This window comes from Actinomadura sp. 6K520 (assembly GCF_004349245.1).
Lineage (GTDB): Bacteria > Actinomycetota > Actinomycetes > Streptosporangiales > Streptosporangiaceae > Spirillospora.
This window is the reverse complement of sequence record NZ_SMLC01000123.1, coordinates 1-23,215: the sequence shown is the minus strand read 5'-3', so window position 1 is coordinate 23,215 and position 23,215 is coordinate 1. Positions and strand designations below refer to the sequence as shown.

Genomic DNA, 23,215 nt, shown 5'->3' with positions numbered 1-23,215 from the left:
TGGTGGCGGCTTGGGGGGTGATGCCGGTGGCGGCGGTGGTGATGTGGTCGGTGATGGTGTCGATGGCGGGGCTGTGTGAGGCGTAGTCGACGTCGATGCGGCGGGTTTTGATCTGCCGCTGCTCACATTCCTGTAGCAGGACCGTGATGGCGTTGTGGGGTCCGGCGACGATGGTGGTGGCGGGTCCGTTGATCGCGGCGATGGTGACGGTGTCGGGCAGCAGGTCGGCTAGCTCATCGGGGGTGGTGTGGACGGCGGCCATGGTGCCGGTTCCGGCCAGTGCGGTCAGTGCGCGGCTGCGCAGGGCCACGAGCTGGGCGGAATCCTCCAGGGTGAGGGCGCCGGCGGTGTAGGCGGCGGCGATTTCGCCTTGGGAGTGCCCGATCACCGCGTCGGGCTCGACGCCGAGGGATCGCCATAGGTGGGCCAGGCCGGTCATGACGGCGAACAGTGCGGGCTGGACGACGTCGACCCGGTCCAGCGACGCCGCATCCTGGCCGGTGGTGGTGAGGAGGTCGGTGAGGGACCAATCCACGTGCGGCGAGAGTGCTTGTTCGCAGGCCAGGATGTGGTCGCGGAACACCGGGCTGGTGGCCATCAGTTCGGCGCCCATCCCGGCCCACTGCGATCCTTGGCCGGGGAACACGAACACGGTTTTGCCGCCCTGGCCGGGCAGGGCACGGCCGGTGACCACGGCCGGGTGCGGTTCACCGGCAGCCAGCGCCCGCAGTCCCTCGCGCACGGTGGCGTCGTCGCCGACGATGACGGCGCGGTGGTCCAGGGTGGAGCGGGTGGTGGCCAGCGCCCACGCCACTTCACCTGGGTCCAGGTCGGGGTGGGCGTCCAGATGTTCGGCTAGGCGCCGCGCCTGCGCGGCCAGACCCGCCTCGGTCTTCGCCGACAGCAACCACGGCAGCACGTCGGACCCGGACACTTCCCTGGCCCGCACCTCCAGGCCGGTCCCGGGCGGGAGCGGCGATGGTGCGAGTTCTGTGTCGGCGGGCGCCTGCTCGACGATCACATGGGCGTTGGTGCCGCTCGCACCGAAGGAGGAGATCCCCGCGCGCCGCGGCCGCCCGGTCTCCGGCCATTCGACCTGCTCGGTGAGCAGCTCGACCGCCCCCGCTGACCAGTCCACGTGCGGCGTCGGCTCGTCGACGTGCAGCGTCCGCGGCAGCACACCGTGCCGCATCGCCTCGACCATCTTGATCAGGCCCGCCATCCCCGCCGCGGCCTGCGTATGCCCGATGTTCGACTTGACCGAGCCGAGCCACAGCGGGTGGCCGGGCGGCCGGTCCTCGCCGTAGGCCGCCAGAAGGGCCTGCGCCTCGATCGGGTCGCCCAGCCGGGTGCCGGTCCCGTGCGCCTCCACCGCGTCGACCTCGGCCGGCGAGAGCCGGGCGTTCGCCAGGGCCGCGCGGATCACCCGCTGCTGCGACGGCCCGTTCGGCGCCGTGAGGCCGTTGCTCGCCCCGTCCTGGTTGACCGCCGAGCCGCGCACCACCGCCAGCACGCGGCGGCCGTTGCGCAGCGCGTCGGACAGTCGCTCCACCAGGAGGACGCCGACGCCTTCGGACCAGCCGGTGCCGTCGGCCGCCGCCGCGAACGCCTTGCACCGGCCGTCGGGAGACAGGCCCCGCTGCCGGGAGAACTCCACGAAGGTGTCCGGGGTGGACATCACCGTCGCACCGCCGACGAGCGCCAGCGAGCACTCCCCCTGCCGCAGCGCGTGGCCCGCCATGTGCAAGGCGACCAGGGACGACGAGCAGGCCGTGTCGATCGTGACGGCGGGTCCCTCCAGGCCGAGCGTGTAGGCGACACGTCCCGACATGACGCTGCCCGTGGTGCCGCTCAGCAGGTAGCCCTCGATGTCCTGGGGCCGTGCGTCCGCGGCGTAGTCCTGGTGGATCGCCCCGGCGAACACGCCCGTGGTGCTCCCGCGCAGCGACATGGGGTCTATCCCGGCGCGTTCGATGGTCTCCCAGGCGACCTCCAGCAGGAGCCGCTGCTGCGGGTCCATGGTCGCCGCCTCGCGCGGCGAGATCCCGAAGAAGCCGGCGTCGAACTCTCCGGCGGTGTAGAGGAAACCTCCCTCCCGCGCGTACGACGTGCCGAGGTGGTCGGGGTCGGGATGGTAGAGCCGCTCCAGGTCCCAGCCTCGGTCCTCGGGGAAGCCGGAGACGACGTCCGTTCCTCCGAGGACCAGACGCCACAGGTCCTCGGTGGACCCGACGCCGCCGGGGAACCGGCAGCCCATCCCGATGATCGCGATCGGCTCGTCGGCCGCGGCGGGCTCCGCGTCCCGGGCCTCCGTCCCGTCCTGCTCCCCCAGCAGTCCGGCGCGCAGCAGGCGGGCCACCGCGCTCGGAGCGGGATGGTCGTAGACCAGCGTCGCGGGCAGGCGCAGCCCCGTCGCCGCGCGCAGCCGGTTGCGCAGTTCCACGGCCGTGAGCGAGTCGAAGCCGAGTTCGCGGAACGCCCGGTCGGCGTCCACGGCCTCCGGATCCCCGTGCCCCAGCACGGCCGCGACCTGGCCGCGCACCAGCCGCAGCACCTCGCGGTCCTGTTCGGCCGGCGGCAGGGCGGCCAGCCGCCGTGCGAGCGCGGCCCCGTCGCCGGGTCGCTCGCCGCTCGCGGTGCGCCGCGACGGTACGCGGATCAGCCCGCGCAGCGGCTCCGGCAGGACGCCCGCGCCGGCCCGGGCGTGCAGGGCCGCGGTGTCCAGCCGCATCGGCAGGACCAGGCTGTCGGTCATGCCGCAGGCGGAGTCGAAAAGGTCCAGGCCCGCAGCGGTTTCGAGCGGCACCACGCCCGAGCGGCGCGCCCATGACCGGTCGTCACGGTCGATCTCGGCGGTCATCCCGCCGGTCTCGGCCCAAAGCCCCCAGGCGAGGGAGAGCGCGGGCATCCCCGCGGCCCGGCGGGACGCCGCGAGGCCGTCGAGGAACGCGTTCGCCGCGGCGTAGTTGCCCTGCCCCGGATTGCCCAGGACCCCGGCGGCCGACGAGAACAGCACGAACGCCGACAGGTCGAGGCCGCTGGTCAGTTCGTGGAGGTTGACCGCGGCGTCCACCTTGGGACGCATCACCGCGGCCATCCGCTCGGGAGTCAGCGCGCCGATCACACCGTCGTCCAGGGCTCCGGCGGCGTGCACCACCCATGTCAGCGGATGCTCTTCCGGTATACCGTCCAGGACCTCGGCCAGTGCGGAGCGGTCGGCGGCATCGCAGGCGGTCAGGCGCACCCGTGCGCCGTGGGCGGCCAGTTCCGCCTGCAGTTCGGCCGCGCCCTGCGCCCGGGGCCCGGACCGGCCGGCCAGCACCAGATGGCGAACGCCGTGCGCGGTGACCAGGTGCCGGGCCAGCAGCCGCCCGAGCGTTCCCGTCCCACCCGTGATCAGGGCGGTGCCCGACGGGTTCCAGAGTCCGTCCTCACCGGCGGGGGCCGGACCGGGCGCCGCCTCGGTGATCCGGGCCAGGCGCGGCGTCAGCACCGTCCCGTCCCGCACGGCCGCCTGCTCGGTCTCCGCGGCCAGTACCGCCGCCAGTGACGTCGCCAGGCCGTCCGGACCGTCGATGTCCACGGCGACGACACGGCCGGGGTTCTCCGCCTGCGCGGAGCGGAGCAGGCCCCAGAGCGGTGCGTGGACCAGGTCGGGGACGCCGTCGTGTTCTCCCGCCGCCACCGCGCCGCGGGTCACGACCATCAGGGTGGACGCCTCGAAACGCTCGTCGGACAGCCAGTCCTGGATCAGCTTCAGCGCCCCGCACGCCGCCTCGCGGGCCTGGACACCGACGGCGCCGTGGTCGGCGGTCTCGACACCGTAGGAGACCAGGGCCGTGGCGGGAACGGGGTCTTCCGAGTCCGCGAGCGCGGTCAGGTCCGGGTACCGGCGGACGCTCGCCTCCCCCGCCTCAAGCGCGGGCAGGAGGCCGAGCGCATCCGTGCCGACGACGGCCCAGTCCCCCGGCGTGGCCGGGTCACCGCCGTGCGGTACCGGAGTCCACTCCACCCGGTGGAGGGCCGAGTCCTGCCGCCCGCCGCCCGCCTCTTCCAGTTGGTCGGTGGAGACCGGACGCAGCGCCAGCGACTCGACGGTGCACACGGGCTCGCCGTCCGCGTCGGCCATGGTCAGCGCTATCGCGCCGTCCCCCGCCGGGGAGATCCGGACCCGCGCGGTGGTGGCGCCGACCGCGTGGAGTTCCACCCCGCTCCACTCGAACGGCAGCCGTACCCGGCCGTCCGCGTCCGGGCCGCCGGTCGCGAGCGCGGCGTGCAGCGCGGCGTCCAGCAGCGCGGGATGCACGCCGAAGTTCCCGGCGTCCTCGGCCTGCCGCTCGGGCAGGCGCACCTCACCGAACACCTCGTCCTCGCGCCGCCAGACCGCGCTCAGGCCCTGGAAGGCGGGCCCGTACCGGTAGCCGCGCTCGCCGAGATCGTCATAGAAGCCCGTCAGGTCCACGGGCCGCGCGCCCGGCGGCGGCCACGCGTGCAGCCCCTCCCCACGCCGGTCATCGCCCCGTCCGGCGGTCACGAGGACGCCTTCGGCGTGCGGCGTCCAGGGCAGATCCGGGGAGGCGGCGTCCTCGGGGCGCGAGTGCACGCTCACCGCCCGGCGCCCTTCCGGGTCGGCGGCCTCGATCACGACCTGCAGGACCACCGCGCCCGTCCCGGGGAGCACGAGCGGCCGCCGCAGGGTGAGCTGCTCGATCCGGTCACAGCCCACCTCGTCTCCGGCCCGGATCGCCAGCTCGGCGAACGCCGCCCCGGGGACGATCGCGGTTCCCAGCGCCATGTGGTCGGCCAGCCAGGGGTGCGATCCCAGCGCCAGCCGGCCGGTGAGAACCGTGCCGCCCTGGGCCAGCCCGAGCGAGGCTCCCAGCAGCGGGTGCCCCGCAGCGCCGATGCCGGTCGCGGTCACGTCGGCGGTCCCGGCTCCCACCGAATCCGCCCAGTAGCGGCGGCGCTGGAAGGGGTAGGTCGGCAGTTCCACCCATCCGGCTTCGGCTCCGTCGAAGGCGGCGCTCCAGTCCACCGCGGCACCGCGGACGTGGACCTCGGCCAGCGACGTCAGGAAGCGGCGCAGCCCGCCCTGGTCGCGCGCCAGCGTCCCGGTGACGGCGCAGTCGGCCTCGGCCTCCTCGGCGGTCTCCACGAGGCCGGCCGTCAGCACCGGGTGTGGGCTCGCCTCAACGAAGAAGCGGTGCCCGTCCGCGAGCAGCGCGCGGATAGCGCCGGTGAAGTCCACCGGGTTGCGGACGTTGCGGTACCAGTACTCCGCGTCGAGCCCGCCGGTCTCGAGCGGGCCGGCCGTCACGGTGGAGTAGAACGCGATCCCGCCGGGGCGGGGCTTCACCGGGCCCAGCAGTTCCAGGAGCCGTTCCCTGAGCGCGTCCACCTGCGTGGAGTGGGACGCCACCGTCGCCGGGACGATCTTCGCGCGGATCCCGTCGGCGGCGCACGCGGCGGTGAACTCGCGCAGGGCCGCCAGCTCACCGGTGACGATCACCGAGCCGGGCCCGTTGACGCCGCCGACGGCCAGGCGGCCCTCCCAGCCGGCCAGCCGTTCCCGCACGCGGGCCTCGGCCGCCCCGACGGAGGCCACGGCCCCCTTGCCGGTCAGCATCTCGGCGAACAGCCGGCTGCGGGAGACCACCACCCGCACCGCGTCGTCCAGGGACAGGGCCCCGGCCACATGGGCGGCCGCGACCTCGCCCTGCGAGTGCCCGACGACCGCGCTCGGCTCCACCCCGTACGAGCGCCACAGCGCGGCCAGCGACACCATGACGGCGAACAGGGCGGGCTGGACCACGTCGATGCGGTCCAGCGTGGGCGCGCCCGGCTCCTCGCGCAGCACACCGGTCAGCGACCAGTCCACGTGCGAGGACAGGACCCGTTCGCACTCCCGCATCCGTTCGGCGAACACCGGCGCCTCCTGGAGGAGGTCCACCGCCATTCGCCGCCACTGCGAGCCCTGGCCGGGGAAGACGAGGACGACCTTGCCGTCGATGTCGGCCACACCCTCGACGACGTCGCCGTTCTCGGCGCCCTCGCTCAGCGCGCCGAGGGCCGCCAGAGCCCCGCCCGGGTCGGCCGCGAGGACCACGGCGCGGTGGTCGAGGGTCGCCCGGGTGACGGCCAGTGACCGCCCGACGTCCGGCAGCCCCGGCGCGGGATGCGCGGACAGGTGGGACCGCAGCCGCGCGGCCTGATCCCGCAGGGCCCGCTCGCCGCGCCCGGACAGCGGCCACGGCACGACCGGGGGCCGTGGTGCGGTGACCAGGGCGACTGACTCCCGGTCACCCTGGCCACCAGTTTCGGGGGCGCGCTCGTCCGGGGGCGGCTCCTGGAGGATCACGTGCGCGTTGGTGCCGCTGATCCCGAACGAGGACACCCCGGCTCGCCGGGGGTCGCCGTGCCTCGTCCAGTCCACCGGCTCGGTCAGGAGCGCCACCGCGCCCGACGTCCAGTCCACCTCGGGCGTGGGGGCGTCGACGTGCAGCGTCGCGGGCAGCAGCTCGTTCCGCAGCGCCATCACCATCTTGATGACGCTCGCCATGCCCCCCGCGGCCTGCGTGTGGCTGATGTTCGACTTGACCGAGCCGAGCCACAGCGGCCTGCCCTCGGGACGCCGGTACCCGTAGGTCGCCAGCACCGCCTGCGCCTCGATCGGGTCGCCCAGGGTCGTGCCGGTGCCGTGCGCCTCCACCGCGTCTATGTCGGCGGCGGCCAGGCGCGCGTCGGCCAGGGCCGCGCGGATCACCCGCTGCTGGGACGGCCCGTTCGGCGCGGTCAGCCCGTTGCTCGCGCCGTCCTGGTTGGTGGCGCTCCCGCGCACCAGCGCCAGGATCCGGGAGCCGTCGCGCACGGCGTCCGACAGGCGTTTCAGCACCAGGATGCCGGCCCCCTCGCCGAAGGCCGTGCCGTCCGCGGCGGCGGCGAACGCCTTGCAGCGCCCGTCGGGTGCCAGGACGCGCTGGCGGCTGAACTCGACGAACTCGCTCGGGTTGGGCATGACGGCGACCCCGCCCGCCAGCGCCACCTCGCACTCTCCGCGCCGCAGGGCCTGGCCGGCCAGGTGCAGCGCCACCAGCGACGACGAGCAGGCCGTGTCCACCGTGACCGCCGGTCCTTCGAGCCCGAAGGTGTAGGCGATCCGGCCCGAGATCACGCTGGCGGCGTTGCCGACCAGCGAGAAGCCCTCGACCTCCTTGCGGGCCTGCTGCATCCCGAGCAGGTAGCCGAGGTTGCCGGCGCCGGTGAAGACCCCCGTGCGGCTGCCCGCCAGCCCCTTCGGGTCGAGGCCCGCGCGCTCCAGCGCCTCCCACGCCACCTCCATCATGAGGCGCTGCTGCGGATCCATCGCCAGCGCCTCGCGCGGGGAGATCCCGAACAGTTCGGCGTCGAACAGGTCGGCGTCGTGCAGGAAGCCGCTCTCCCGCAGATAGGACTTTCCCGTCTTTCCCGGGTCCGGATCGTAGAGGCCGTCCAGGTCCCATCCCCGGTTCACCGGGAATCCGGAGACCGCGTCGGTCCCCGATTCGACCAGGTGCCACAGCGCTTCGGGTGAGGACGCGCCGCCCGGGAACCGGCAGGCCATGCCCACGATTGCCAGGGGCTCGCGCTCCCGCTCGGTCACCTCGCGCAGCCGCCGCCGGGCGTCGTGCAGTTCAGCGGCGACGCGCTTCAGGTAGCCGAGCAGGGTCTCGTCGTCCGCCATGCGGGGCCGCCCTCCCTAGGTCTGCGAAATGACACCCGAAGATCGGCCTCACCCGAAGGACAGGGAGTCGAATCCCGTGTCGCAGCACTTCTCCAGGGGGCGCGCGCACAGGACCATCCTGGCTTTGGCGTTCATCGTCGATTCGATGACCCACGACAGGGTTCCCACCTTGCCGAGATAGCGCCCGCCCGTTCCGACGATGTAGATCACGACCCGGCTTCCGGTGAGCTGGTCGTTCAGGTCGACGAACCCCATCGAGCGCGCGGTGCCGCCGTCCTCGAACTCGTAGGAGACCCGGGTGAAGGCGACCCAGTGCTCGGTCGCGGGGTCGTGGTGCACGATCTGCATGCGGCCGCTGTCCCGGGCGATCTTGTTGCCTTCCGGGTCGAAGAACTCGCCGCCGGCCGTCGCCACGTCCCCGACCGCCGGTTCGGATTCCCGGTAACTGCGTTCGGTGACGCTGTAGCTCAGTTCCTCGAAGCGAATGCACTCGTCGTCCGGCGCGACCGCGCCGGACCCCGCGCCGATCGCGGCGAAGACGCCGCCGGGATCCTCCCCGAGCGCGGCGGCCAGGGATACGGCCAGGCCCGGCCGCAGCGAGGTCATGCCCATGGTCGTCCTCCTTCGCCCGGCCCTCCACGGCCGGGATCGGCCCGCACCCTCACATCCTGCTTAATTCACTAAAAGGCGGCTAACGCCCGGCTTAAGCCGCACTTTCGCGAAGCTGGAAAAGCAGCCGGCGGAAGAAGTCACCCGTGCACCGCTTATGGACACGCCACGGAACGGGACCGGACAATAATTCGACGGCCGAGCAGAAGGAGAGGCAGATGACCGACGCACCGACCGCGCCGCCCCCGCATCCGACCCGCCGCAGCGATTTGCTCTCGCCCCCGGACGATCTGCGGCGGCTGCGCGCCGAGTCCCCGGTCAGTGAGATCAGCTATCCGGACGGCACCGCGGGCTGGCTGGTGACCGGCTACGCGGCCGCGCGGGCGGTGCTGGCCGACCGCCGCTTCAGCGTCCGGAACGAGCTTCGCCAGTTCCCGGTCCGCTCGGCGGAGACGGAGCTGAAAGGGCAGCCGGCGGCACCGGGCTGGTTCATCGCCATGGACCCGCCGGACCACACCCGGCTGCGCCGCCCGCTGATCGCCCAGTTCACGATGTCCCGGATGCGGGCACTCAGCTCGAAAATCGAGGAGATCACCGCGGGGCTGCTCGACGAAATGGCCGAGCACGGGCCGCCGGTGGATCTGGTCGAATCCTTCGCGAAGCCGATTCCGTCGCTGATGATCTGCGAGATGCTCGGGGTCCCCTACAGCGAGCGGGAACAATTCCAGCAGAACACCGAGACGATGACGAGTTTCACGTCCAAACCCGAGGAACTGGTCGCCGCCTACCAGGAATACTATTCCTTCATGGACCGGCTCAAGGATCGCAAGCGCGCCGATCCGGCCGACGACATCCTGAGCGGGCTCATCGCCGCGGACGAGCTGAGCGACGCCGAGCTGATCGGGGTGGGCCTGCTGCTGCTGTCCGCCGGCTACGAGCCGCCCGCGAACATGCTCTCCCTCGGCACCTACGCGCTGCTCCGCGATCCCGGCCAGCTCGCCGCGCTGCGCGCCGACCCCACGCTGATCGACACCGCCGTCGAGGAGCTGCTGCGCTACCTGAGCGTCCTGCAGTACGGGGTCATCCGCGCCGCGCTGGAGGACGTCGAACTGGAGGGCCGGCTGATCCGGGCCGGCGACCCGGTCACGATCTCGCTGCCGGCGGCCAACCGGGACCCGCGGCGCTTCGAGGATCCCGACACCCTGGACGTGACCCGCGGATCCGCCACCGCGCAGCTGGCCTTCGGGCACGGCATCCACCAGTGCCTGGGCCAGCAGCTCGCACGCAGGCAGCTGCAGATAGGGCTGTCGATGCTGCTCGACCGGTTCCCCGGGCTGCGCCTGGCCGTGCCCGTCGAGGAGATCGAGATGCGCGACGACATGCGCGTCTACGGTGTGCGGAAGCTGCCCGTCGCCTGGTGACGGCGGCCCGGGGCGCCCCGCGGGTGCGGGGCGCCCCGGGCCGGGCGGTCACCCGCCCGCCGCCACCCACACCTCCCGCGGTGCGAGGATCCGCGGATTGGGGTACATCTCGGGTTCCCGCAGCACCTTCGGCCCCGGCAGGCGCGCCAGCAGCGACTCCAGCGCGATCCGTCCCTCAAGCCGGGCGAGCGAGGCCCCCAGGCAGAAGTGGATCCCGTGCCCGAACCCCATGTGCGGGTTCGGGTCGCGCCGGACGTCGAAGGTGCCGGGGTCGGCGATGTGCCGCTCGTCGTGGTTGGCCGACAGCGTCCACGTCGTGACCAGGCTCCCCGCGGGCATCGTCGTGCCGTGCAGCTCGACGTCGTTCTTCAGCAGCTTGAGGCTCTGCGGAAGTGGCGGGTAGTACCGGACGACCTCCTCGACGGCGCCCGGGATCAGGCCCGGATCGGCGCGCAGCGCGTCCGCCGCGCCCGGGTTGTCGTGGAGCAGCAGGACGGCGTTGCCCAGCATCGCCGCCACGGTGGTGTACCCGGCCATCAGCAGCAGGCCCGTGAAGTGCACTATCTCCTGGTCGTCGAGCCGGTCCCCGCCGACCTCGGCGAGGGCGAGCCTGCTGATCAGGTCGTCGCTGGGGCGCTGCCGCCGCTCCCGGACGTGCTCCAGCAGGTAGGCGTGCATCTCGTCCACCGAGGCCCGGATCGTGTCGTCGTCGAAGACCGCCTCGGCCTCGTGATCACCCGACAGGCGGGTGTCGGCCCAGCGGCGGAACATCTCCCGGTCCTGCTGCGGCACGCCGAGCAGCTCGGCGATGATGCTGATCGGCAGCGGGTAGGCCAGCGCGCGCATCAGCTCGAACTCGTCCTGGCCGGCCGCCTCGTCCAGCAGCCGCCGGGTGAGCTCCGCCACGTGCGGCTCCAGCCGGGCCACGGTGCGCGGGGTGAACGCCTGGCTGACCAGTGCCCGTACCTGCCCGTGGCGGGGCGGGTCCATGACGGCCAGGACGCCGCGGCTCAGCTCGCCGAGCGGAAGCACCCGCCCGAGCTCCGCGGAGAAGTCGGTCAGGTCCGTATGGCTGCGGTGGATGTCGTCGTAGCGGAACAGCTGCCACATGCCCGTGGCTTCGTCGAGAGCCACCGGCTGGTGGTCGCGCATCCGGCGGAGCCATTCCAGGAGCGCGGCGCGGCCGCTCTCCGGTCTGGGCGGCGCCGGGGAAACGTCCTTCTGCTGCGTCATGCGCGTTGCTCCTTCCAGGCAGGGCCGGTGCGGCGGGATGGGCGGGATCAGCCGTCGGGGACCAGCGCCGCGTCCGTCCTCCCCCAGAAGACCCGGACCCGGCGGATCAGTTCGTCCGGGCCCACGCTCATCATGGCCACGAGGTTGATCCGGAGCCGCTGCCCCGGTTCGACCCCCGGCGGGTTCAGCGAGACGGTCACCGGCATCACCACGTGCTCGTCGTCGTGGGCCGCCACGGGATCGCCGGCGGTCTCGTGGACCTCGTGCTCGATCGCGTTGGCGAGATGCGCCCGCAGCGCCCGGCGGCCGCGGATCGGGTCGGCGCCGACCGGATCCTCGAACCGGACGTCGTCGACGAAGAGCGCGAGCACCGCGTCGACGTCGCCGGCGTTCATGAAGCGGCAGTAGTCGAGCGCGATCTTCTTCCGGACCGTCTCGTCGGGCACGATGCCTCCTTGCGCGGCCACCGGCCGCCTCGCGGGGTGCCCCGCCATGATGGGAACCCCGTCTAAAGTCTCCCTAGAGTCCTTGATCGGGGATTCCGCGCCGGTGCGCGCTCACGGCCGGCGTCCGGCCGGCGGCGGGTTCCGCCGCGGCGGCCCTCAAGCATCCGGGGACGGCGAAGGGCGGTCAGCGCCTCCCGCCTTGACGTCCTTCCAGCGCTTGTAGATCTCGGTCAGCTCGCTCTGAAAAAACCGGAAGAAGTCTCGCATTTCAGCCATCCGGGCTCCCGGCTGCGTCTCCGCGCCGCCCAGCACGCCGACGCCCTCGTCGGCCAGGTCCGCGATCATCTTGAAGTACCCGGCCTTGGACACGCTGCCCTCGTACCAGGTGTCGTCCGTCAGCCGGTAGCGGTGGCTCCGCGATCCCGCCATCGGCTCGCGCACGAGGATGCCGATGTGCATCAGGTGGCGCACGGCCGTCGAGATGGCCCCCGGGCTCGCGCCGAGCCGTTCGCCGAAGTCCGCGGCCGACAGCGTCTCCTCGTCGCTGACCATCATCGTGACCAGCACCCGCGCCGACATCGGCGGGAAGCCGAAGTCGGCCAGCGCGGCCGCCAGGTGCTCGACGAATCTGCGCACCGAGCCCTCATCGGGGCCCGTCGATGTCTCCCCCACGCTGCGTCATCACTCCTTCTCACCAGCAGAAACGCTTCACAAGCTACTGAAGGTTTACGAACTTCTAAAACTAAAATATCATCCGGTGCATGACTCCCGTGATCTCGATGTCTGGCGTCGAGAAGACCTTCGGCCAGACCCGCGCGCTGGACCAGCTCGACCTCTCCGTGGAACCCGGTGAGGTCCACGGCTTCCTGGGCCCCAACGGGGCGGGGAAGACCACCACCATCCGCATCCTGCTCGGCCTGCTGCAGGCCGACGCCGGTGAGATCCGCGTGCTCGGCGGCGACCCCTGGCAGGACGCCACCGAGCTCCACCGGCGGCTCGCCTACGTACCCGGCGACGTCAACCTGTGGCCGGGACTGACCGGAGGCGAGATCATCGACCTGCTCGCCCGCATGCGCGGCGGGATCGACCCCAGCCGCAGGGCGGACCTCATCGAGCGCTTCGACCTCGATCCCAAGAAGAAGGCCCGCACGTACTCCAAGGGGAACCGGCAGAAGGTGACCCTGATCGCGGCCCTGGCCTCCGAGGTGGAGCTGCTCGTCCTGGACGAGCCGACGTCGGGGCTCGACCCGCTGATGGAGGAGACCTTCCGCCAGGTCGTCCGCGAAGAGGCCGGCAACGGCCGCACGGTCCTGCTGTCCAGCCACATCCTCTCCGAGGTGGAGGCGCTGTGCGACCGGATCACCATCATCCGCGAGGGGCGGACGGTGGAGACCGGGTCGATCCAGGACATGCACCACCTCAGCCGCACCTCGATCACCGCGCGGCTGGCCGGCGCGGTCCCGCCCGACCTGCCCGGCGCACACGAGGTGCAGGTGTCGGACGGCGAGATCCGCTGCGAGGTGGACACCGACCGGCTGAACGACGTGCTCGGCCGGCTCATCGCGGTCGGCGTACAGAACCTGGTCGCGCAGCCGCCCACGCTGGAGGAGCTCTTCCTGCGCCACTACGTCGATCGCCCCGCGGACGGCGCTGCCGCCTCCGCCGCGCCCTCCGGGAGCGTGCGGTGAGCGGCACGCTCGCCGGAACCGGGAAGCTGATCCGGCTGATCCTGCGCCGCGACCGGATCCTGCTGCCGCTGTGGGTGCTGTGGATGTCGCTGGCCCCGGTCAACTTCGTCTCGATGACCGAGGAGCTGTTCCCCACGGCCGCCGACCGCCAGGAGTACGCCGCCACCAGCGGCAGCGACCCGGCCTTCCTGGCGCTGTTCGGACCGCTGCACAACGACAGCCTGGGCGGGATCGTCACGCAGCGCCTCGGCCTGGTCCCGCTGATCGTCGCGCTGATCAGCATCCTCACGGTGATCCGCCACACGCGCACCGAGGAGGAGAACGGCCGCCGCGAGCTGCTCGGCGCCACGGTGATCGGGCGGCACGCGCCGCTGGCCGCCGCGCTGACCGTGACCGTCGCCGCCAACCTGGTGCTGGCCCTCATCATGACCGCCGGCCTGTCCGGCAGCGGCCAGCCGGGCGGCGCGTCCTTCGCGGTGGCGATGCAGTTCGCCATCTGCGGCTGCGTCTTCGCCGCGGTCGCCGCGGTCGCCGCACAGGTCACCGTGGGCGCGGGCGCGGCGCGGGGTACCGCGATCGGCGCGCTGGGCGTGGCCTACCTGCTGCGCCTGGCGGGCGACACCGGCGGCGAGGGCAACGCGCTGGCGTGGCTGTCGTGGCTGTCCCCGGTCGGCTGGGCGCAGCAGCTGCGCCCGTTCGCCGACGAGCGGTGGTGGGTCCTGCTGCCGGCCGCCGCGCTCACGGCACTGCTGGTCGCCGCGGCGTTCCGGCTCTCGGCCCGGCGCGATCTCGGTGCCGGGCTCTTCGCGGCGCGTCCCGGCCCCGGCACCGCCGCGCCCTCGCTGAGCGGTCCCTTCGGCCTGGCCTGGCGCGTCCACCGCGGCATGCTGCTGGCCTGGGTCGCGGGGCTGGCCGTCCTCGGCGCCGTGTTCGGCGGCCTGGCGAAGGGCGTCGGGGACGCGCTGCGCGACAACGCCGAGCTCAAGGACGCCTTCACCCGCCTGGGCGGGGAGGCCACGCTCGTCGACACGTTCATCGCCTCCGGCATGAGCATCGTCGGGCTGGCCGTGTCGGGCTACGCGGTGCTCACCACGCTGCGGCTGCGCGGCGAGGAGGAGAACCTGCGGGCCGAGCACGTGCTGACCACCCCGGTCCCCCGGCTCCGCTGGGCCGCCGGCCACCTGCTGTTCGCCTTCCTGGGCACCGCCGCCGCGGTCGCCGCCGCGGGGCTCACGGCCGGGCTGGTGCACGGCCTGAACAGCGGTGACCTCGGCCGGGAGCTGCCGCGCATCCTCGGCGGCGCGCTCGTCCAGCTGCCCGCCGCCTGGACGCTGGCCGCGATCACCGTCGCGGCGTTCGGCCTGCTCCCCCGCCTCTCCGCGGCCGTGGGCTGGGGGGCGCTGGTGGTCTTCCTCTTCCTGGGGCAGTTCGGCGCCCTGATGGGCATGAGCCAGCGCGCGCTGGACCTGTCCCCGTTCACCCACATCCCGAAGCTACCGGGCGGCGACGTGTCCGTCGTGCCGCTGGTGTGGCTGGTCGCCCTCACCGCGGCGCTCGTCGCCCTCGGCCTCGCCGGGTTCCGCCGCCGCGACTACACCGTCTGAGGGCCGGGTGCGCCGCCGTCCATCGCGAGAAGCGGTGGACGGCGGCGCACCGCCTCCCGGGGACGCCTCGTCCGGCGCTCCGGCGGGACCAAGGCGAGGCTTAGCCCGGCTTTAGCCGGCTCCGGAACATAGGACACACGCATCGCGTGGGATGTGCGTGTTCCGCAGGTGACCGCCACCGCGATCCTTCGGATCGGACCGGTGTCGCCGTCGCCTTCGTCCGGAGACAGGCTCAGATGACCAATACGGAAGACAAGCTCCGCCGGTATTTGAAGCGGGTCACGACGGACCTGCAGGCGACGCGCAGGCGCCTGCAGGACGCCGAGGCGAAGGCCCGGGAGCCGATCGCCATCGTCGCGATGGCGTGCCGCTACCCGGGGGGCGTCCAGTCGCCCGAGGACCTGTGGGAACTGCTCGTCGCCAAGAAGGACGCGTTCTCCGGCTTTCCCGAGGACCGCGGCTGGGATCCGGAGCGGGTCCACGATCCGGAGCCCGGCGGCAGGCCCGGCACCTCGTACGTGCGCACCGGAGCGTTCCTCGACGGCGCGATGGAGTTCGACGCGGGCCTCTTCGGCATCGCGCCGCGCGAGGCCATGGCGATGGATCCGCAGCAGCGCCAGATGCTGGAGGCCGCGTGGCAGGTCTTCGAGCGGGCCGGCATCGACCCGCGGGGGCTGCGCGAGAGCCCCACCGGGGTCTTCGTCGGCGCCGCGCACACCGGCTATGTCGCCAACGAACGGCAGATCCCGCCGAGCTACGAGAACTACTCGCTCACCGGCAACACCGGCAGCGTCATCTCCGGGCGCGTCGCCTACACGTTCGGGCTGGAGGGCCCGGCGGTCACCATCGACACGGCGTGCTCCTCGTCGCTGGTGGCACTGCACCTGGCCTGCCGGTCGCTCCTGCAGGACGAGTGCTCGCTCGCCCTCGCCGGCGGGGTCATGGTCATGCCGACTCCCGGCCTGTTCATCGAGTTCTCCCGGCAGCGCGGGCTGGCGCGCGACGGCCGGTGCAGGCCGTTCGCCGCGCGCGCCGACGGCACCGGGCTGGGCGAGGGCGTGGGCGTGGTGCTGCTGGAGCGGCTGTCGGACGCGCGCCGCAACGGCCGCACCGTGCTGGCGACGGTACGGGGCAGCGCCATCAACCAGGACGGTGCGAGCAGCGCGCTGACCGCGCCGAACGGGCCCGCCCAGCAGCGGGTCATCCGCCGGGCCCTGCACCGGGCACGGCTGTCGCCGGGCGACATCGACGCGGTCGAGGCGCACGGCACCGGCACGACCCTGGGCGATCCGATCGAGGCGCAGGCACTGCTGGCCGTCTACGGGCGGGACCGGCCGCGGGACCGGCCCGCCTGGCTGGGCTCGATCAAGTCCAACATCGGGCACACCGCCACCGCCGCCGGCGTCGCCGGGGTGATCAAGATGGTGCTGGCGATGCGGCACGGGCGGCTGCCGCAGACACTGCACGTCGACGCCCCCACCCCGCACGTGGACTGGGACTCGGGGGCCGTGCGGCTGCTGACCGAGGAGATCCGGTGGCCGGAGACCGGCCGTCCGCGCCGGGCCGGGGTCTCCTCCTTCGGGATCAGCGGCACCAACGCCCACGTCATCCTTGAGGAGGCCGAGCCGGACACCGCGCCGGACACCGAGCCGGACAGCGGGCCGGCCAGCGGGCCGGACAGCGGGCCGGCCAGCGGGCCGGACAGCGGGCCGGACAGCGGGCCGGACAGCGGGCCGGACAGCGGGCCGGACAGCGGGCCGGACAGCGGGCCGGACAGCGGGCCGGACAGCGGGCCGGACAGCGGGCCGGACAGCGGGCCGGACACCGCGGGCCTCCGGGACGGGAAGGCCGATCCCGTCCCGTCCTGGACCGGTCCGGTGCCGCTGCCGCTGTCGGCGGCCGGCGCGACGGCGCTGCGCGCCCAGGCGGCCCGGCTGGCCGAGCACGTCGGCGCCCGTCCCGGGACGCGGCCCGTCGATCTGGCGTTCTCGGCGGCGACCGGGCGCGCGGCCCTGGAACACCGTGCCGTGGTCGTCGGCGCGGACACCGGCGAACTGCTCAGCGGCCTGACCGCCGCGGCGCGCGGCGAGACCGCGCCCAACCTGGTGCTGGAGCCCGTGCGCGCGGGCCGGCTGGCGTTCCTGTTCTCCGGGCAGGGCGCCCAGCGCACCGGCATGGGCCGCGAGATGTACGCGGCGTCCACCACGTTCGCGGGGGCGTTCGACGTCGCCTGCGCCGAACTGGACCCCTACCTCGACCGTCCGCTGCGGGACGTGCTCTGGGACGGCGACCCGGTCGTGCACCAGACCTCCTTCACGCAGGCGGCGCTGTTCGCGATCGAGGTCGCGCTGTTCCGCCTGGTGGAGTCGTGGGGCGTGCGGCCCGACTACGTGGCAGGCCACTCGGTCGGCGAACTGGTCGCGGCGCATGTGGCGGGCGTGTGGTCGCTGCCCGACGCCGCACGGCTGGTGGCGAGCCGCGGGCGCCTCATGCAGGCGCTGCCGCCCGGCGGCGCGATGGTGGCGGTGCGGGCGGCCGAGGACCGGGTCGCGCCGCTGCTGACGGACGAGGTGAGCATCGCGGCGGTCAACGGCCCGGCCTCGGTGGTGATCTCGGGGACCGAGGACGCGGTGGAGCGGATCGCCGCCCGGCTGAAGGACGAGGGGGCCAAGACGTCCCGGCTGACGGTGTCGCACGCGTTCCATTCGCCGCTGATGGAGCCGATGCTGGCGGAATTCCGCAAGGTGGCCGAGAGCGTCACGTACCACGCGCCGTCCCTTCCTCTCGTGTCGAACCTGACCGGCGACATCGCATCCGTCGAGGAACTCGGCTCGGCGGACTACTGGGTCCGGCACGCCCGCCAGGCGGTCCGGTTCGCCGACGCGATCGGAAGCCTGGAGGACGCGGGCGTCACCCGGTTCACCGAAGTGGGGCCGGACGGCGTGCTGACCGCCATGGCGCAGGAATGCGTGAGGTCCGAGAGCGCTCTGCTGGTCGCTCTGCAGCAGCGGGACCGGTCCGAGGCGGCGGCCTTCCAGGCGGGCGTGGGCCGTCTTCACGCGTCCGGGGTGCCGATGAACTGGGAGGAGATCTTCCGTGGTCACCGGGCACGCCGCGTGGACCTGCCGACGTACGCGTTCGAGCACCGCCGCTACTGGCTCCCGGAGCGGCAGCCCGGCGAAGACCCGGCGGCGATGGGGCTGGGTCCGGCCGACCATCCGCTGCTGGGCGCGGTGGTGGCGCTGCCGGAGTCGGACGGCGTCGTCGCCACGGGCCGGCTCGCGCGTGAGGCACATCCCTGGCTGGCGGAGCACGAAGTTCTGGGCACCGCAGTGGTGCCGCCGTCGGCGCTGGTGGACCTGGCGCTGCACGCCGGCGGGCTCGTGGACTGCGCCTTCCTGGCGGAACTGACCCAGGACGTCCCGCTCGTCCTGCCCGAACGGGGCGGCGTCGACCTGCGGGTGGTGGTGGCCGCGGCCGACGAGTCCGGGGCCAGGCGGGTCTCCGTCCACTCCCGCCCCGACGGCCCCGCGGACGACCGGCCCTGGATCCGCAACGCCGGCGGCGTCCTCGCACCGTCGCCGCCCATGCCGCCGCCGGAGGCGGACCGGGCCTGGCCCCCGGCCGGGGCGACCGAGATCCGGGTGGACGACGCCTACGATCGCCTGCTGGCGCGGGGCTACGGCCACGGGCCGGTGTTCCAGGGGCTGCGGGCGGCCTGGCGTCGCGGGGAGGAGCTGTTCGCCGAGGTGGCCCTGCCGGAGGGCGTGCGGTCCGACTCCGACCGTTTCGGTGTGCACCCGGCGCTGCTGGACGCGGCGACGCACGTGACCCGGCTCTCCACCGGGCCCGATGCCCCGGTCGTGCTCGACTCCGCGTGGACCGGGGTGGCGCTGCACGCCGCGGGCGCCCCGGCGGTGCGGGTCCGGCTCGTTCCCGCCGCGGACCCCGGTGCCGTGGAACTGCTGGTGTCCGACGAGGCCGGGGAGCCGGTCTGCTCAGCCCAGTCGGTGCGGCCGTGCCCCGTGCCGGCCGAGCGGCTGGGGGCGGGAACCGCCGGACCGGGTTCGCTGTTCCGTCTCGACTGGGTCCCGCTGCCCGGTTCTCCGGCCGGAACGCCGCCGGGCCCCTCCGGCGACCGGGTCGTGCTGGTACCGGAGACCGAAGGCGTCCCGGCACACGCGCGCCTGGAAGACGCGCTCGGCCCGGGGTCGCCGGTGCCGGAGCTGGTCGTGCTCCCCTGTCCCGTGCACCCGGGGGACGTGCCGTCGGCGGCCCGGAGGGTGGCCGCCGAGGTGCTGGAGGTCCTGCAGGCGTGGCAGTCGGACGAGCGGTTCGCGGCATCGCGGCTGGCGATCGTCACGCGCGGGGTGGCGGAGACCGCGGATCCGGCGCAGGCGCCGGTGTGCGGGCTGGTGCGGGCGGCCGAGGCGGAGAACCCCGGGCGGTTCGCGCTGGTGCACCTGGATGCGGCGGCCGCCTCGTACGCGGACGTGCCCGAGGCGCTGCGGCGAGCCGGCGAGCCCGAGCTGGCCATCCGCGACGGCGCGGTCCTGGTGCCCCGTCTCGCGTCGGCGTCCGGCGCCGACCGGCCCGGGATGCGGTGGGACCCGGACGGCACGGTTCTGATCACCGGCGGCACGAGCGGGCTGGGCGCCCTGGTGGCGGCGCATCTGGTGGCCGGGCACGGCGTCCGGAACCTGGTGCTGCTCAGCCGGCGGGGAGCGGAGACCCCGGGGGCCGGCGCGCTCCGCGCGGAGCTCGCCGGCCGCGGCGCGCGGGTGAGCGTGGTCGCGAGCGACGCCGCCGACCGCGGCGCACTCGCCGCCGCGCTGGCGGACATCCCGGACGAGCGTCCGCTCCGCGGGGTCGTCCACGCGGCCGGTGTCCTGGACGACGGGGTGCTGGCGTCCCTCACACCCGGCCGGTTGGAGGCGGTGCTGCGCCCCAAGGTGGACGCGGCGTGGAACCTGCACGAGCTGACCCGGGACGCGGCCCTGTCGGCGTTCGTGCTGTTCTCGTCGGCGGCGGGATCCCTGGGCGGGCCGGGCCAGGCCAACTACGCGGCGGCCAACACCTTCCTCGACCAGCTGGCCCGGTACCGCGCGGCCCTCGGCCTGCCCGCGCGGTCGCTGGCCTGGGGTCCGTGGACGGAGGCCGGCGGGATGGCGGACCGCATGGACGAGGGCGAGCGGCGGCGGCTGCGCCGCCTCGGCACCCGCCCGCTGGCCCCGGCGGAGGGCCTGGCACTGCTGGACTCGGCGCTGGCGGTCGACGCGCCGCAGGTTCTGCCGGTCCGGCTGGACTTCGCGGCGCTGCGCGGCCAGGCGGTCGCCGGCGGGCTCCCGCCGGTCCTGCGCGGCCTGGTCCGGGTCCCCGCGCGCCGCGCGGCCGTGTCGTCGCTGCCGCGGCGCCTGGCGAGCCTGCCCGTCCACGAGCGCGGCCCGGCGCTCCAGGAGGTCGTGCGGGCGCAGGCGGCCCGGGTGCTCGGGCACGACCGGACCGGCGCGGTGCCGCCGGACCGGGCGTTCCAGCAGCTCGGGTTCACCTCGCTGGCGGCGGTGGAACTGCGCAACGCGCTCAACGCCGAAACCGGGCTGCGGCTGCCGGTGACCCTGGTCTACGACCATCCCTCGCCGCGGGCGGTCGCCGACCATCTGCTCGGGCTGCTGGACCTGGGGCACGACGACGGGGTCGGAGCCGCGCTGGCGGAGATCGACCGGCTGGAGACGACGCTGGCGGCGCTCGCGGACGGCGACGACACCCCCGCCGCGATCACGGCGAGGTTGGAGACGCTGCTGCGCGCATGGCGGGACTCCCGCCGTGCCGGGGAGCCGGCCGAACCCGCCGTCGACCTCGAAGCGGTCACCGACAGCGAGCTGTTCGCCGTCCTGGACAGAGAGCTCGGACAGGCCTGACGCGGACGCCCGGATCGCGACCCCCTCCAGATTGGTTGGTGCTCGATGGAGAACGACGACAGGTTCCGCGACTATCTCAGGCGGGCGACGGCCGAGCTCCAGAGCACCCGGCAGCGCCTGCGCGAAGCGGAGGACCGGGACCGCGAGCCGATCGCCATCGTGAGCATGGCGTGCCGCTTTCCCGGCGGCGCCGCCTCGCCGGAGGGTCTGTGGCACCTGGTGGCCGAAGGCCGGGACGCTGTCACCGCGTTCCCCACCGACCGGGGCTGGGACCTGGAACGGATCTACCACCAGGATCCCGATGTTCCCGGCACCTCCTATGTCCGCGAGGGCGGTTTCGTCGGCGCGGCGCCCGGCTTCGACGCCGAACTGTTCGGGATCTCACCGCGTGAGGCGCTGGCCATGGACCCGCAGCAGCGCCTGCTGCTGGAGACGGCCTGGGAGGCGTTCGAGCGTGCCGGGATGGCCCCGGCGTCGGTGTGGGGCACCCGGACCGGCGTGTTCGTCGGCGCGACCTACCAGGAGTACGGGCCGCATCTGTCGGAGGCCGGGGAGGACATCGAGGGCTATCTCTCCACGGGTGTCACACCGAGCGTGGCGTCGGGCCGCCTCTCCTACGTGTTCGGGCTGGAGGGGCCCGCGCTCACGATCGACACGGCCTGCTCGTCCTCGCTGGTGGCGCTGCACCTGGCCTGCCAGTCCCTGCGGCGCGGCGAGTGCTCGCTGGCACTGGCAGGCGGGGCGACGGTCCTGTCGTCCCCGGGGCTGTTCACCGAGTTCTCCCGGCAGCGGGGCCTGGCCCCCGACGGCCGCTGCAAGGCGTTCGCGGCGGCGGCCGACGGCACCGGCTGGGGCGAGGGCGCCGGCCTCGTGCTGGTGGAGAGGCTGTCGGACGCGCAGCGCAACGGCCACCCGGTGCTCGCGGTGATACGGGGCTCGGCGGTCAACCAGGACGGCGCCAGCAACGGCCTCACGGCACCCAACGGGCCGTCCCAGCGGCGGGTGATCGAGCAGGCCCTCGCCGGTGCAGGTCTGGGGCCGGGGGACATCGACGCGGTCGAGGCGCACGGGACCGGCACGACGCTGGGCGACCCGATCGAGGCGCAGGCACTGATCGCGACCTACGGGCGGCAGCGTCCCGGCGACCGGCCGCTGTGGCTCGGCTCGGTCAAGTCGAACATCGGGCATACGCAGGCCGCCGCGGGCGTAGCGGGCCTGATCAAGATGGTCGAGGCGATGCGGCATGGTGTGCTGCCGCGGACGCTGCACGTCGACGAGCCGACCCCGCATGTCGACTGGTCGGCGGGAGCGGTGCGCCTGCTCACCGAGCAGGTCGAATGGCCGGAGACCGGACGGCCGCGGCGCGCGGGGATCTCCTCCTTCGGGATCAGCGGCACCAACGCCCATGTGCTCGTCGAGCAGGCCGTTTCTCCGGACGCCGACGTCGACCGGCAACGGCCACCGGCAGGTGAACGAGCCTCGGCGGTGCCATGGTTGCTGTCGGCGAAGACCGAGGCGGGTCTTACCGCACAGGCGAAGCGCCTAGCCGAACATCTGGACGCCCACCCCGACCTGGACCCCGGTGAAGTGGCCTGGGCGCTGGCCACCACCCGCTCCACCCTGGACCACCGCGCCGTCATCGTCGGCGACGACGCCACCGTGCGCGAGGGGCTAGAGGCTTTGGCGGCCGGAGAGCCGCACCCGGCCGTGGTCACCGGCCACGCCTCTCCCGGCGATGCGGACGGCAAAACGGTGTTCGTGTTCCCCGGCCAAGGATCACAGTGGGCCGGGATGGGCGCCGAACTCATGTCCACCAGCCCGGTCTTCCGCGACCACATCCACGCCTGCGAACAAGCACTCTCGCCGCACGTGGACTGGTCCCTCACCGACCTCCTCACCACCGGCCAGGATGCGGCGTCGCTGGACCGGGTCGACGTCGTCCAACCCGCACTGTTCGCCGTCATGACCGGCCTGGCCCACCTATGGCGGTCCCTGGGTGTCGAACCCGACGCCGTGATCGGGCACTCCCAAGGCGAGATCGCCGCCGCCTACACCGCCGGCGCCCTCACCCTGCACGACGCCGCCCAACTCGTCGCCCTGCGCAGCCGCGCACTGACCGCACTGGCCGGAACCGGCACCATGGCCGCCGTCCACACCACCCCCACCGACCTGGCCGACCTGCTGCCCGACACCGTCACCATCGCCGCGGTCAACGGACCCGCCACCACCATCGTCGCCGGACCCCACAACGCCATCACCACCCTGCTCCAACAATGCGAGCAGCGGCAGATCAAAACCCGCCGCATCGACGTCGACTACGCCTCACACAGCCCCGCCATCGACACCATCACCGACCACATCACCACCGCCGCCACCGGCATCACCCCCCAAGCCGCCACAACGGCCATGTACTCCACCGTCACCGGACAACCCATCAACGGCACCGAACTCCACGCCCGCTACTGGCACGACAACATCCGCAACACCGTCCACTTCCACCCCACCATCACCCACCTGGCCGACCAAGGCCACACCACCTACATCGAAACCAGCCCACACCCCACCCTCACCACACC

10 protein-coding genes are annotated in these 23,215 nt (G+C 73.6%); 5 read left to right on the top strand and 5 right to left on the bottom strand.

What is annotated here, in order from left to right; all coding sequences use genetic code 11:
• On the bottom strand, positions 1-7,720 hold a 7,720-nt coding region (locus E1289_RS26600), incomplete at its 3' end, for a type I polyketide synthase (protein ID WP_131984853.1).
• A gap of 48 nt (positions 7,721-7,768) precedes the next feature.
• Positions 7,769-8,332, bottom strand: coding sequence for a hypothetical protein (locus E1289_RS26595; RefSeq protein WP_131984851.1), 564 nt, complete (start codon positions 8,330-8,332; stop codon positions 7,769-7,771).
• 215 nt (positions 8,333-8,547) lie between these two features.
• Between E1289_RS26595 and E1289_RS26590 the strand changes: the two genes are divergently transcribed.
• Positions 8,548-9,750 (top strand): cytochrome P450, encoded by a 1,203-nt coding sequence (locus E1289_RS26590; RefSeq protein ID WP_131984849.1) that lies wholly within the window; start codon positions 8,548-8,550, stop codon positions 9,748-9,750.
• 48 nt (positions 9,751-9,798) lie between these two features.
• Here E1289_RS26590 and E1289_RS26585 read toward each other — a convergent pair whose 3' ends face one another.
• The 3 genes from E1289_RS26585 to E1289_RS26575 all read right to left on the bottom strand — a co-directional run bounded on the left by E1289_RS26585 (position 9,799) and on the right by E1289_RS26575 (position 12,101).
• Positions 9,799-10,983, bottom strand: coding sequence for a cytochrome P450 (locus tag E1289_RS26585; RefSeq protein WP_131984847.1), 1,185 nt, complete (start codon positions 10,981-10,983; stop codon positions 9,799-9,801).
• Between the two features lie 47 nt (positions 10,984-11,030).
• A complete protein-coding gene (locus E1289_RS26580) occupies positions 11,031-11,429 on the bottom strand; it encodes a nuclear transport factor 2 family protein (protein WP_131984845.1) in 399 nt (132 codons plus the stop codon).
• Positions 11,430-11,585: 156 nt separating this feature from the next.
• On the bottom strand, positions 11,586-12,101 hold the full coding sequence (locus tag E1289_RS26575; RefSeq protein WP_131984843.1) for a MarR family transcriptional regulator: 516 nt from the start codon (positions 12,099-12,101) through the stop codon (positions 11,586-11,588).
• Between the two features lie 89 nt (positions 12,102-12,190).
• Between E1289_RS26575 and E1289_RS26570 the strand changes: the two genes are divergently transcribed.
• The 4 genes from E1289_RS26570 to E1289_RS26555 all read left to right on the top strand — a co-directional run.
• Positions 12,191-13,117, top strand: coding sequence for an ABC transporter ATP-binding protein (locus E1289_RS26570; RefSeq protein ID WP_131984841.1), 927 nt, complete (start codon positions 12,191-12,193; stop codon positions 13,115-13,117).
• On the top strand, positions 13,114-14,721 hold the full coding sequence (locus E1289_RS26565) for an ABC transporter permease (protein WP_131984839.1): 1,608 nt from the start codon (positions 13,114-13,116) through the stop codon (positions 14,719-14,721). The genes E1289_RS26570 and E1289_RS26565 overlap by 4 nt, the downstream gene beginning before the upstream one ends.
• A 236-nt stretch (positions 14,722-14,957) precedes the next feature.
• Positions 14,958-20,639, top strand: coding sequence for a type I polyketide synthase (locus E1289_RS26560; RefSeq protein WP_131984837.1), 5,682 nt, complete (start codon positions 14,958-14,960; stop codon positions 20,637-20,639).
• Between the two features lie 45 nt (positions 20,640-20,684).
• Positions 20,685-23,215: type I polyketide synthase (locus E1289_RS26555; protein WP_131984835.1), on the top strand; the 2,531-nt coding region annotated here is incomplete at its 3' end.

Bases quoted from the DNA above. Each gene is read 5' to 3' on its own strand.
- E1289_RS26560 (WP_131984837.1), top strand. From the start codon at position 14,958: ATGACCAATACGGAAGACAAGCTCCGCCGGTATTTGAAGCGGGTCACG.
- E1289_RS26585 (WP_131984847.1), bottom strand. From the start codon at position 10,983: ATGACGCAGCAGAAGGACGTTTCCCCGGCGCCGCCCAGACCGGAGAGC.
- E1289_RS26570 (WP_131984841.1), top strand. From the start codon at position 12,191: ATGACTCCCGTGATCTCGATGTCTGGCGTCGAGAAGACCTTCGGCCAG.
- E1289_RS26595 (WP_131984851.1), bottom strand. From the start codon at position 8,332: ATGGGCATGACCTCGCTGCGGCCGGGCCTGGCCGTATCCCTGGCCGCC.
- E1289_RS26590 (WP_131984849.1), top strand. From the start codon at position 8,548: ATGACCGACGCACCGACCGCGCCGCCCCCGCATCCGACCCGCCGCAGC.